General features: G+C 31.3%; 10 protein-coding genes. 2 read left to right on the top strand and 8 right to left on the bottom strand.

Annotated features, from left to right (window positions below; translation table 11 throughout):
• Window positions 1-76: 76 nt before the first annotated feature.
• On the top strand, window positions 77-748 hold the full coding sequence (locus IGJ12_RS10850; RefSeq protein WP_016613494.1) for a CPBP family intramembrane glutamic endopeptidase: 672 nt from the start codon (window positions 77-79) through the stop codon (window positions 746-748).
• 82 nt (window positions 749-830) lie between these two features.
• Here IGJ12_RS10850 and IGJ12_RS10855 read toward each other — a convergent pair whose 3' ends face one another.
• Window positions 831-3,962, bottom strand: coding sequence for a MucBP domain-containing protein (locus tag IGJ12_RS10855; RefSeq protein WP_430619005.1), 3,132 nt, complete (start codon window positions 3,960-3,962; stop codon window positions 831-833).
• Between the two features lie 636 nt (window positions 3,963-4,598).
• Here IGJ12_RS10855 and IGJ12_RS10860 point away from each other — a divergent pair.
• Complete coding sequence (locus IGJ12_RS10860) at window positions 4,599-5,213, top strand: helix-turn-helix domain-containing protein (protein ID WP_430619006.1); 615 nt, start codon at window positions 4,599-4,601, stop codon at window positions 5,211-5,213.
• 526 nt (window positions 5,214-5,739) lie between these two features.
• Here IGJ12_RS10860 and IGJ12_RS10865 read toward each other — a convergent pair.
• The 7 genes from IGJ12_RS10865 to wecB form a co-directional block, all read right to left on the bottom strand.
• Window positions 5,740-7,209 (bottom strand): oligosaccharide flippase family protein, encoded by a 1,470-nt coding sequence (locus tag IGJ12_RS10865; RefSeq protein ID WP_430619007.1) that lies wholly within the window; start codon window positions 7,207-7,209, stop codon window positions 5,740-5,742.
• A 15-nt stretch (window positions 7,210-7,224) separates the two neighbouring features.
• Entirely contained in the window at window positions 7,225-8,274 is a 1,050-nt protein-coding gene (locus IGJ12_RS10870) for a glycosyltransferase (protein WP_430619008.1), read from the bottom strand.
• A 100-nt stretch (window positions 8,275-8,374) separates the two neighbouring features.
• Window positions 8,375-9,370, bottom strand: a complete 996-nt coding sequence (locus tag IGJ12_RS10875) for a Stealth CR1 domain-containing protein (RefSeq protein WP_430619009.1) — start codon at window positions 9,368-9,370, stop codon at window positions 8,375-8,377.
• Window position 9,371: 1 nt separating this feature from the next.
• Window positions 9,372-10,487: a glycosyltransferase gene (locus IGJ12_RS10880; protein WP_430619010.1), complete on the bottom strand. Its 1,116-nt coding sequence runs from the start codon at window positions 10,485-10,487 to the stop codon at window positions 9,372-9,374.
• Window positions 10,488-10,586: 99 nt separating this feature from the next.
• Window positions 10,587-11,795 (bottom strand): O-antigen ligase family protein, encoded by a 1,209-nt coding sequence (locus tag IGJ12_RS10885; RefSeq protein ID WP_430619011.1) that lies wholly within the window; start codon window positions 11,793-11,795, stop codon window positions 10,587-10,589.
• Window positions 11,796-11,863: 68 nt separating this feature from the next.
• Complete coding sequence (locus tag IGJ12_RS10890) at window positions 11,864-12,919, bottom strand: glycosyltransferase (protein WP_430619012.1); 1,056 nt, start codon at window positions 12,917-12,919, stop codon at window positions 11,864-11,866.
• Window positions 12,916-14,040 (bottom strand): non-hydrolyzing UDP-N-acetylglucosamine 2-epimerase, encoded by a 1,125-nt coding sequence (gene wecB, locus IGJ12_RS10895; RefSeq protein ID WP_430619013.1) that lies wholly within the window; start codon window positions 14,038-14,040, stop codon window positions 12,916-12,918. The genes IGJ12_RS10890 and wecB overlap by 4 nt, the downstream gene beginning before the upstream one ends.

Genomic DNA, 14,040 nt, shown 5'->3' on the forward strand with positions numbered 1-14,040 from the left:
CCTATCAGCCATGATATCGTATTCACTCCGTTTTATTTTCGTTTAAAAATAATGAGAGATATCTTTTTGTACTTTGATGTTTTTTCTGTTTATAATTCAGCGTGTGGCAATTACTTTAAAGGATGTGTTCAAAATGAAACACAAGTCAGCAACGTATTTATTTATTCTTACATTAGTCATCGGTTTAACCTATCAAATGCTTCCCTATACACCCCTAAGCGATTCCGTTTTATCCATCATTGGTACTGTATGGAATGTGATTTTGGCATTTGGTGCAGGGTACTTTCTCTTACGAAGGACCTTTTTGGAACAATTCAAGCATTTTCGGTTCATCGTTTTATTATGGGGTGTGCCTTTCGTCATTTTGACTGGCGTGTTCTTTTCCTTTATTTATGCCGCTATTTTTGGACAACCAACAACTAACTCGATCGGCGAAACCATCACTGTCCAAATGGTCTTTTTACAAGTACCCTTCATGTTGATGGGAGAAGAGTTGCTTAGTACCAATCTCTTGTTAGCTTTACAGAAAAAAGGATTCTCTTTCCTCTGGTCTTCCATCATTTGCAGTGTGCTGTTCGCTTTGTGGCATATCCCAGCGTACGGTTTTCATCCAGCACAATTATTGATCACCTTGATGCCCGCAAGATTGGCACTCAACTACGTCTGGAAAAAATCCAATAGTGTTTGGGTCAGCTGGATCTGTCATTTTCTTTATGATGGACTCGGTTTTATTTCATTCTTTCGTTAAATAATCAAAAAAAGGACAGCTGAATCGTAGCTGTCCTTTTTTGATAGTCAGTAACGCCTTTCCCCAATGACTTACTTGATCGCTATTTTTGCTTTCTGAAATAAAGCCAGCTTGCTGTGGCGACGAAGCACAAACCAACTACAAATGGGAACAACGTCCCCTGCTCATCGGTTTGCGGCAATCTTTGCGCAGAATTGCTTTTTTTCGAAGTGACAGTCGCTGTTGGGTCTTTTTCTTTTTTATCAGAACTATCCACTGTTGCTACGTTTTCTTTTGTATAAACATACGTCACAGTTGCCTCCTGCTTACCGAATGTGCCTTTGGCATTTTGCGGCAGCTGACTTCCGTCTAACGTGTAGCCTTCGATTGTTAGTTGATATTTTTCTGTGCTGGCATCATAAGAGTCGCCTACGTTTCCAGTTATGATTTGAGGCGGGTGAATTTCTTTGCCTTCGGTGTCCACATACCCGACCGTTATATCCGCTGCGGGTACAGAATTTTTTGTGTAGATGTATGTGACAGTTTGTGCTGTTTCTTCAAACACACCTTTAAGGTTTTCTGGAAATTGGCTTTCGTCTAAGATGTAGCCTTCGATTTTTAATTGATATTTTTCTGTGCTGGCATCATAAGACTCGCCTACGTTTCCAGTTATGATTTGAGAAGGGTGAATTTCTTTGCCTTCTGTATCCACATACTCGACCGTTATATCCGCTGCTGGTAAAGAATTTTTTGTGTAGATGTATGTGACTGTTTGTGCTGTTTCGCTAAACAAACCTTTACTATTTTCTGGTAATTGACTTTGAATTAAGGTGTAGCCTTCGATTTTTAATTGATATTGATCTGTGCTAGCATCGTATGGGTCCCCTACATTTCCACTGATCGTTTGAGAAGGATGAACTTCTTTACCTTCTGCATCTACGTACTCGACCGTTACATCCGCTGCTGGTACGGGATTTTTCGTGTAGATATAGGTGACTGTTTGTGCCATTTCTCCAAACACACCCTTATTGTTTTCTGGTAATTGACTTTGATCTAAGGTGTATCCGTCGATTATTAGTTGATATTTTTCTGTACTAGCATCGTATGGGTCGCCTACATTTCCACTGATCGCTTGAGAGGAGTGAATCTCTTTTCCTTCTGTATCCACGTACTCCACTGTTACATCAGCTGCTGGTACCGGATTTTTTATATAGATGTACGCAACTGTTTCCGCTGTTTCGCTAAAAATACCTTTACTATTTTCTGGCAACTGGGTTTCATCTAGAGTATAGCCTTCGATCGTTACTTTATATCGATGTGTGCTGGCATCGTATGAATCACCTATACTTCCGCTAATCGTTTGGGAGTCATGAATTTCATTGCCCTCTGTATCAAGGTATTTTACTGTTATATCCGCTGCTGGTATCGGATTTTTTATGTAAATGTAGGTAACAGTTTGGGCCGTTTCGCTGAATACACCGATACCATTTACTGGTAGTTTAGTTTCGTCTAAAGTGTAGCCTTCGATTTTTACTTGATATTTTTCTACGCTGGCATCGTATGATTCACCTACATTACCGCTAATCGTTTGGCTAGCGTGTATTTCTTTGCCTTCTTTATCCACATACTCAATCATTACATCTGCTGCTGGTACGGGATTTTTTGTATACACATAAGTGACTGTTTGCACCGTTTCACCAAATACTCCTGTGGTATTTTCTGGCAGTTGGCTTTCATCCAGTGTATAGCCGTCGATCGTTAATTGATAGTTCTCTGTACTGGCATCGTATGGATTGCCCACATTACCGCTAATCATCTGAGAAGCGTGGATTTCGTTGCCTTCGGTATCTATATATTCGACCGTGATATCCGCAGCTGGTACGGCATTTTTTGTGTAGACATAAGTGACTATTTGCACCGTTTCGCCAAATACACCGATACCATTTTCTGGTAGTTTAGTTTCGTCTAAAGTGTAGCCTTCGATTTTTAATTGATATTGTTCTGTGCTAGCATCGTATGGGTCCCCTACATTTCCACTGATCGTTTGAGAAGGATGAACTTCTTTACCTTCTGTATCTACGTACTCGACCGTTACATCCGCTGCTGGTACGGGATTTTTTGTATACACATAGGTGACCGTCTGTGCTGTTTCTCCCAAGATACCTTTACTGTTTTCTGGTAACTTAGTTTCATCTAACGTGTAGCCATCAATTGTTAACTTATATTCTTCGTTGCTGACATCATATGGTTCACCAATCGTACCGGTCAAGGTCTGCATCTCATGGATTTCTTGCCCTTGACCATCAAGGTATCGGACATTTACCTCTCCAATCTGCTCCGGATCGACAATGACATTGACCACATGTGTGGTATTCACGCTATAGGAAGCTTGTCGAGCCATAAAAATTGCTACATAGGAACCTGGCTTGCTTGGGTCCACATTGGTGTAGTAAGGATAGATTTGCGAGTCAGAAATGCTTTTTTCTATATTGCCGCTAAAATTTAGTTTAAACGCCTCAATGCCTAATGCTTTGGTTGAGAAATCAAACGTACTGTTTACAGGAATATGAATCGTATCGGGACTGTTTCCAAAAGCATACTCACCCGTAATTAAACGCTCGTAGAGTTCAAGTGTTTTCGTTTCCCCAGGCTGCAAGGTGATGGAATTTCCAACCGACGTGAATGCATAGTTTTGTCTTTGATTCGTGGTACCAACTTGCTTAATAAAATAGCCACCTGAAGGAAGTTGAATTGTAACCTTTCCTGAACTGTCCGTGACTAACAATGTCACTTCACCAGATGTCGAGGAGGTCAATGTGAAATAAGCTCCTTGGATCGGTTGGTTTGAATTACCATCTAACACTTGAACCGTCAGTTGCCCATTGACAGCTCTTGCAGCTGAAGCATTAACAGATGAGGGGACCTTATCTACAGTGCTTACAGCAGAATCTTCTTTAATATCTGATTCAGAAATATTTTTTTCATTATCACTGTTGACTTGCGTTTGCTCGTTTTTAGCATCCACACTCGATGAGGTCATTGTTGTCATCGCAGCATTATCTGCTTCCGTTGAATCATTTGTATCATTAGATGGTGTAGCTATCTTTTCGTCTTGCTCCAACTGTTGGGAATCTGAAAAACCTTCGCTTTCCGCCATTACCTGAAATGCTGGCGTTACCACCGCAGCACTTAATAGGATTATTAAAGACATAATATGTTTAAATTTCTTTTTCACAAACTTTCACCTTAACCTTCTTTTTCAAAATTTAGACTTTTTTATTCAAGATTTTTTCACGCTTGAAAATCATTATAATTTATTAAATTTTAATTTACAAACCTTTTTTTATTTATCGTATTCTCCACTCCTAGCTGAAGTTTTTATGCGGACTCATGAAATGCCCTTTATCTTGTGTATACCTGATTCATTTATCATTGCACTACATCACCTCTTCAGAATTTTATAATTCAAGTACCCTTCCCTTCAAGCAAATCCAGTGCAAATCAGCGCAAAGCTTCTTTGCATCCTTGTTTTATCAACGATTGCCGTTTCCCGAAAACAGGACACTATTTTCACCTAAGATTTCCTTTCTTTTTTGAATGACTCATATAAAAATACCTCCTAATTTTCAAAAGAGATATTTTTTTCAAGTTTCCAACTCAGAACAATAGAATTAGGTATTATTTAAAAGAAAAAAACACTAAAAATAATCGAGTTGCCGTGAATATCCAATGCGAAATTCTAAGCTAAACTCATTTTATTTTCATTTTTTGAAAACGAAGAAATACACTTGTGCATTTCTTCGTTAAATCGAGCTTTACAATTGTTTCTTTGAACCGCTTTATGATAGGATATGTCAGAAGGAGCATTGAAATGACTATAGCTGAAAAAATAAAAGAGAGTCGCTTGAAATTAGGACTCACCCAACAAGAAGTTTCCGAAAAATTATTTGTTACCAGACAAACGATCTCCAATTGGGAAAACAATCGAAGCACCCCAGACATCGATACATTGATCAAATTAAGTGATCTCTATCAAATTGATTTAGAGTCACTGCTAAAACCAGAACAATTAGCAGACGAACCAGAAAGAATGAGTGAGGAGAAGAAACCAACCTTCCGCCTTCCTCTATACTTGCTCAATTTGACTGCAGTCGTCACTTGCGTTTTCACCGACTTCTTAACACCTACAGGAACAACGACCCTATGGACAGCTGCTGCACATTTTTTGTTGCTAGTTAACTTTGTCCTTTTATTCGGCTTTTTCCTCACAAAAAAAAGACCCCTCCCTGCAAAAACAATTGTCTTTGCATTAGGAAAAGGCCTGCTGATCTTAGCCATTATATTAGGTTTTACTCTTTGGTCGAATAAAGGAGCTTCCGCTGATGCGTTACATCTGATCGGCCATAATTATGGTCATTTTGTCTATTTGATGTTCAAAGCAATTGGGGTGATTTATTTGTTTGATTGGCGGAAGTTTGAACGTTAATAATTAAAGATATTTATCTAACAAATACCTGAATCATAACCAACATATGCTCATTATATAGTTTTTCAAATATATTTTATTACTATTTTAGTAACTGTTAAACTATTCTAATTAAGATTAAAATAATTACTTTTTATAACTTATTAGAATAGTTCCTATCTTATATACAATCACATTATCTTTGCAGTTTGCGAGCAGAAATATCATCATTAATTCTTAAGTTTCTTTATTCATATATTACTTGTATTACAACAAAATTTTAATCATTTATTTCAAGAATGTAGTTTTAATAATTGAAAGTATTACAAAAATATTGGAAGTAATATCTTCGAGCAATTATTCTTTCTCCATCCTATAGAAAAGGCAAGCTTAACGCGTTCATATCAATAAAAAATTATTCTAAATAATTTAAATTTTTAAATTTTAAAAAAAGTTTGATTATAAGCTTATCTTTGTATTTTTTTAATATTATATCTATTTTCATAGAAAACTAGATTTAGGAAAAAAGTTTACTCATTAATACAAATTAATACTTGCTTTTAAAAAAGTTGAATACTGATTTTACAGAACCATCAAAGAAAATACTACTTTTTAACGTAATTATATAAATTAATATTAGGGAAATGAAAACTGATATTCCTCCAAACAGAATAAAATTACTAATATTCCCAGTCATTATTATACTATTTTTAATTACAAACACAATTAAATAATTTATTATTATTAACATAATAGTTGTAGTTATTTTAATAAAAAAAGATTTCAAGTCAATATTTTTTCTAAGGAAGATACAATAAATTATTGTTAGGATTATTGTGCTGCTCAAATAAGACAACATAGCTCCTATAGCCCCTAAATATTTGTTAAAAGCTAAATTTAATAAAACAACACTAGACATTGATATGGATGAAGCTTTAATTAATTCAGAATCAAGAGACAACGGTATTATTAATCCATTCATCATAAAACCATTCAAAGTTCCAAATAGAATTACAAACGAACCAATGATCAATACTGGAACTACCCCTGAATAGCCCTCACCAAAGAATAACGGTACAAAAAATTCTCCAACGGAAATTATTCCAGAAATAACAATTACAGAAAATACGCATATAATTGAATTGAAAACCTTAAAATACTTATTCAATTCGTTTTTTCTATTTAAACTAACAAAATGAGACATTCTGGGTACTAAAGCACTAGACATAGAAGTTAATATACCTAACAATAATACAATGATTTTTGATCCTTGATCAAAAATACCTACTTGATAATTACCAGCTAAACTTACCAAAATAAGTTTAGCTGAAGCATTTTTTGTAGTATCAATTAACATTGGTATCAATAACCGAAAAGATTCTTTGACGGTACGAAGGTCTTTAGAAAAATGATAATAGTTTTTCTTAAGAATTAGATGCGGCCTTAATGATGTGAACATTGTTAAATTTCCCAACAACATTGCTAGAACATTAATAAATAAATATATATCTAATTGATAATTTTGTTTTATAAAAAAAAAGATTGATAAAGTTGCAACAAATTTAGTAATAAAATTTCTTAGTATATTTTTTCTTATTTCTTCAAGACCTATAAAAAACCAAGATATATCAAAAATAGTTACTAAAATTAGAAAAGATTGAAAATAATACATATTGTCCAATCCGAAGGCAATTACTATAAAATTGAATAATGCAAAGCAAATGACTGAAAAAAAAATCTGTAAAAACCAAATACTAAAAAAATTTTTAGTTCTGGTTTCCTTGTCATTTGATTGTGCTATTTTCCTAGCTCCATAAATAGGAATTCCAAACATAGCTATCGTAACAAAAATACTCGCCATGCTATAACTTGACGCATATAATCCCAACTGTTCTGGAGAAAAAATTCTTGAAACATATGGGGTAGTTATAATAGGTACAATAAGCATCAAAAGCTGAAAAACTCCACTGGAAACCATATTAATCATTAATAGTTTAGTATCTTTTTTTTTCTCCAAAGTTTATTTATCTCCCTATTTAACATTTTTTCTATTAAAAATATATGGATACATTTTCTTATATATCTTATTGAAGTTACGTCTTAACCAAAAGAGAAAATTATAAAATTGAATTAACAATATTGGTTTATTCATTTTTATAAAATAGAAAAATAATTTTTCAGCAATAGAAATTGCCACATGTGAATTTACTAGTTTTTTTAAATAAGGATCATTTAACAATTGTCTTACTATTTCTAATTTTTCCTTTCTAGGAGCATCTTTCTTATAACAATTATTTAGAACAACCATTTTATTGTAAATATAGGATTTCTCTAGAAAATCTTTGTAGGTCGATTCTGGTAATGATGAATTTCTATAAAATTCTTCTCTACTTTTTTGTACTTGATTCAAATTTTCATTCAGCAATGGTATATATTTATTTAAAGTGGATTGTCCATCTATCCTTATATAACGATATAAGGCCTCCTCTATTATTATGACTTCTTTTACATATTTGCAGTATTTGTAAACAAAATCTAAATCTTCACCTGATTTTAAGCCAATATCAAAACGAATATTATTTTTTTCAATGATTTCTTTGTCGAAGCATTTGTTCCATACTACATTTAGTACTCCTAAAGTGTCTAACTGAAATATAGTATAATTCACACTATTATATGGTTTAATAGTATCCAATGATAATGTGTAAGACTTATTTTCTAAAGGAAAATCAATTAAGTATGAACAACATGTAAGTTGATTTTCAAATTTTATAGAATTCATAAACTTTTCTACAAAAGTAGGATAAATAGTATCATCAACATCTACGAAAAGAAGGTATCTATTCTTGGATTTTAAGATTCCAAGATTTCTTGCGGCCGAAACTCCACTATTATTTTGATATATATATTTAATATTGAGCTTTTGATTGAATTTCGCTATTATTTCTTTTGATTTGTCAATGGAACCGTCATCCACTAGAACTATTTCATAATTTTGTACTGTTTGTTTTAAAAAGCTAACTAAACAATTTTCCAAATGATTTTCAGCATTAAAAAAAGGAATTATTATTGAAACATTCATTATTACCTCCACATAAATACATTTATTTCTTCTTCATAATTGTAATGATTATTAGACTATTGTTCGTAAAAATCTTGCATCGTACAAAGTTTAAAGAAAACTATATCTCAAAACTAGATTTAGTTGGATATTTTTTTTCAAATGCAGAATTAATTTCATCTTTTACTTTATTAAAATTTTTTACATCTGATGAGTCATTTAAGCAAATTAACTTATGTTTTGAATCTTTAATATCTTTAAGTAATGAAGAACTATAATCTGATAAATAATACATTTTAGATATACCTATTTTTTGAGGAGAGAATTCTCCAGTACAAATCTGCCAATATCTAACCACCCAAAAATTCAAATCCTCTTTACTCCTAAATTTTGAATGAACAGTTTTAGTCAAATAGGCATTTTCTTTGTCCCATACCTTTTGAAAACTACTTTTCTTTAATGAAATCGCTGAATGAGGTTCATAAAAGCCAGTAAATTTATTCCAAGGCAATAAAAATAAATTTCTTAAATTATTTTTTCCGTAACTAAAATTGAAAAATTTGTTCACATTCCTTTTTAAAACATTTTTTTTTTCAAAATACTTGTTTATTATTTCCAAATTATTAACTATAGCATGCTCAATTCCTCCATATGAAGGAGATATTACATTAAAAATTCCATAATCTTTTGGTAGGCTATTTTCAAAAAAGTTTTTTTCTTCACAAAAGGCATTAATAAACATATCATCATTAAAATAAACAAAATTCTCACTTAAATCTTCTATCTTGTGAAGACATAATTCAATAGCTTGGGAATTAAATGTCGGTAAGGAAGATTTTGGTAATATATCCTTATGATTAACTATATTTAATTTGGGATGGCTAATATTTAACCATTCTGGAATATGACCATAGGTTACTAAATGAACTTTATTTACCCATGGAGTATTGGCTTCGAGAGATCTAAACCAATATTTAAAAAAATCCCAATCTCTAAATTTGGACTCATCATTTAATATATCTTCCATAAACTTCTCTTTATAATATTGTTTTTTTTCCTTCAACCATTTAGGATCGTTTGAGTCAACCCATGTAACCACAAAGTCTATTTTACTCATTTCAAAAAATTTCCTCCAATAACTTCTTAAATGATAGTGCAGAATTACTATGAGTCCAATTAGATATTAATTCAAACGAATTATTTCCCATAACTTTTGCGTGTTCTCTATTTTTTGAAATTAAATAAATTTTATCAGCTAAATCATCTATGTTGTTCTCTCTTATAACATATCCGTTATATCCATCTTTTACTAAATCATTCACGCAACCACAAGCTTCAGTGGCTATAACAGGAAGATGAGCCGATTCAGCTTCATTGACAACCAATCCCCATGGCTCATCGACAGAAGGTAAAATGAAGCAATCTGCAATATTATAATATTCAAATAAAACTTTTTGATCTGATATAAAATCTATGAAATCCACGTTTAAATATGAATTTCTTGCATATTCTTTAAGTGATCTACTTTCTTCACCAGATCCAATAATCACAATCTGAATATCTTGATTATTCTTAACTTTTGAAACAGCTTTCAGAATATTTATAACTTGTTTCCTCTTAAGCAACCTTCCAGCGTATAATATAGTAAATCTATTATTATATTTATCATTTTTTATTTTAGTTATTTTACTTAATGATCCTTTTCTTATTTCATTTATTTTTTTGACATCTACTGTCAAAAATTGATTAAAGATATATTGATCATTTATTTGATAGTTTAATCTCAAATAGTCTCCAGAAACTTCTCCATTTGCGAAAAAAGCATCCATTTTTTTTATAATCCATCTTTTTGGAATTAATTTTATACTTCTACTTTCTTTAATCTTTTGAGGTGAAATACCATCCATTACAAATACTAATTTCTTTTTTAAACGTTTGGCATAAAAAGTAAATAAGTATGAAGCCGTAGAATTATAACCTCCTATTAATATTAAGTCAGAATTTTGGACAATTTTTTTCACATTTGGATAAAAAATAAAATGATTTCCCAATTTAGAAAAGCCTTCTAAATGAACTTCCTGAAAAATACTGCTTTCTTTAATATTCCAATTCCTACTTTTTATGGTTCTACCAACATAGTAAACTGTTAAATCTAAATTATTTACTTTACATATTTCTTCAAGTTGATCTGTTCTATATGGTGCACGAGAATATGTGATAAAAGAGACTTTCACTTAATTCACCTCTAGACAATTTTCTTTAATTAGTATTTTCCTGATCGTATTAAGTATAATAGAAACAATTTAATATGGATACGAAGAATGTTTCAGCAATTAATTGTAATAGCGCTTTTCACGATAAATATCTTGTCCTAGTAAAAACCAAAGCATGAACTGGGAAGTACCAGGACCAAATGGATATGTATATTCAAAGAGACTCACAATTAAACTGAACAATAATAACATACCTGAAATAGTTGTTTCCTGTTTAAAAACAAATTTTTTTGCAGTATAAAAAACAAGTGATCCATAAAATAATATGAAAGGCATTCCTCCAAAAAAACCATATAAAACAAGTTTGTTTAAAACATAATTATGTGGAAAACCATACAAACTAGTAAAAGCATTGCTACTAATTAATTCTCCAAATAGAAAATTTTCTTTAATATAGTTAAATGCATATAAATAAACATCCGTTCTATTTGCTGATAAAGAATTTAAATCATTTACATTATAATTTAAAAAAAGCGAATCACTAATCATCTTCAATATCATATAGAAAAATTCAGTCTTTATAAAAAGTAACAGAAAAAAGGAAGATAAAATAAGAGTTAATAGTTTTTTTAGTGTAATTTTTTGTGTAATTTTTTTTAATATTAAAATAATCCCTACTATAAATATAGCAATGAGACTTGACCTATTTCTCATCATTATCAATGTGAAAAATGAAACCATTGTCAAAAAAAATAACAATACTTTTAAAGACATGTTTTTTTTTGTATATAAGATAATATATAGACTTATCAATAACCCATAGGAAAGTAATGGGCCAATCTGGTTTTTACCAACTACTAAATATTGTTCACTAATTTGAAAAGATAAATTGTAAGTAAATATTAGGATTATGCTCAGTAAGGATGATAAAAAAATATATATCAATACTAACCTAGATAAATTTCTTTCCGATACATGAGTACTAGCAGAACAATATAGCACTCCTAATGCAGCCCCCAATTCCATAACTGTTGAAAATTCTGGGTTTCCACTTACAATTGATATAACCGAGAGTAAGACTGAAAAAAATAATAGTAATATTCCATAAAACAAAATATTATTTTTAATTCTTTTTTTCGATTTAAAGAAAGAAGTTAAAATCAATGAGATCATCAATAGATATATCAACAACCTGATTTGACTATATAAATTCCCCTGAAAAATAGGAAGCTGTTGAATAAATATTAACAGCGTCATAATAACATATATTATAAAAGAACTTGAATTTTTTTCTTCTGCGATATTTGATGTAACATTAGAATTTTGCATTTATTGTCCTCCTGAAGTTTATGCATGATGAGAACTTATTTTTGGGAGTAAAAAGTATCCTTAATAACTTAACTTTTCCTATACTTCGTGAGATAATTGAATAAAGTTAGTTTCTCTTTTGTATAATTTATACTGCTCTTTTTATTTGTCTTTCCTTCACTTTGAATTAAACTAATCATTATACTACATAATTGTTCGTCATCGTATTTATCAAAAAAATATTTTTCATCATAATCTTTTAACACTTCCCTAGCAAAATCTGTATTCGATGCAATTATTGGGGTGTTCGATAATTGTGCTTCTTTCAAAGGCAAGCCATACGTTTCAATAAAAGATGAAAAAAGAAGGACACTCTTTGTGTACCATTCAAATACATCCTCGCGAGAAATTGTCCCTAGAAAAGTATACATGTCTTTATTATTTACTTCTTGAATAGGGATTGTTAAAACTATCCTAAAATTTTTATAACCTTGATTTACTACTTTATCTACCGCCTTAAAAATAACTTCATGATTTTTATAGATTTCTTTTGCAGCAGGGTAAAAAAATGTTATCTCCCCATTTGAATTTATTGCAGATTTATAACTACTACTCACGAAATTTACTTTAGGAGGTACAATTACAACATCGTTGCTTATTTTTCTTTTTACAGCATTCTTAAACCATTTTGTTTGTACAATAATAGTAGATTTTGAAACGCAAAACAAAAAATTATATATTCTGCCTATGATTTTCTGATATATAGCATATTTTCTTTCTTGTTTCTTGAAAATAGAAAAAGTATGCTCAGTTTGATAAGGTAATGACTGGTGTAAATAAACATATTGTTTTGCCTTTACACCAATAGTTGCTGTATTCTGCAAAGAAATATAAATATCAGGTTTAATCTTATTTATAATTATTCTGCCATAAAAAAGATCAAAGAGTAACCTTCTAGTCCAGCTTTTTTTTATTTTAGGAAACGTTTTTACCTTTATATTATTGGTTTCCAGAATATAATCTTTTCCAAGAAAAAAAAACCACTCATTCTTGTCTTCAGAAGCTAAAATTTCTGCATAGAATTCATTTAAAACAGATAATGCACCTCCTTCTGAGGCAGCAATATCATTAACTACAATTTTCACTTTTGCCACACCACACGATTCACATAATCTGTATAAGAAACAATAATCCTTAACACCTTCTCAGACACATTTGGCATTGTATAATCTATTACTTGTCGGAGAGTATCATTTTCTTGTGTTTCTAAAACTTCTAATCCTTCAATTATTCTGTTTTTCTCCAAACCAACCATCATCACACTAGCTTCTTCCATAGCTTCTGGTCTTTCATGTGCCTGACGGATATTTAGAGCTTTGAATCCAAGAATCGATGCTTCTTCACTAATCGTACCACTATCACTTAAAACAGCTTTAGCATTCATTTGAAGCTTATTGTAATCATTAAATCCCATAGGTTTCATGGTTTGAATCAATTCGTGGAATTGAATACCCTCTGATTCTATCATTTTCATTGTTCGAGGATGAGTACTGATAATAATTGGATATTGATATGCTTCGGCAATCGAGTTTAGTGAATCCACTAGATCATGAAAATTTTCTTTTGAACTAATATTTTCTTCCCTATGCGCTGAGACTAAAAAGTACTCATTTTGCTTAAGATTTAGTTTTTTCAAAATAGATGAATTCTCAATATCTTCTTTTCTAGAATTTAGTACTTCAAACATCGGACTACCTGTCTTAATTATTCGATCAGCTGGCAATCCTTCTCTTAATAAATATTCTCTGGCGATATCACTATACGTCAAATTAATGTCCGCAGTATGATCTACAATTTTACGATTTGTTTCTTCTGGTACTCTTTGATCAAAACAGCGATTTCCAGCTTCCATATGAAAAATAGGAATGTGTCTTCTCTTCGCGGCAATTGCACATAAACAACTGTTGGTATCTCCCAAGACCAAAAATGCATCTGGTTTTACTTCTTCAAGAATTGGATCTATTTTAATCAGTATATTCCCAACGGTTTCAATGGCTGTACCTGTTGCTGCATTCAAAAAATAATCTGGCTTCTTTAATTTAAAGTCTTCAAAGAAAACTTCATTTAGTTCATAATCATAGTTTTGACCAGTATGTACAAGTACATGGTCAATCGCTTCAGAACTTTCTAAACGATTAATAACTGCAGATAAGCGAATGATTTCAGGACGAGTCCCGACGACTGTCATAACTTTTAATTTTTTCAA

The organism is Enterococcus sp. DIV0802b, from assembly GCF_050543535.1.
GTDB lineage: Bacteria > Bacillota > Bacilli > Lactobacillales > Enterococcaceae > Enterococcus_D > Enterococcus_D entomosocium.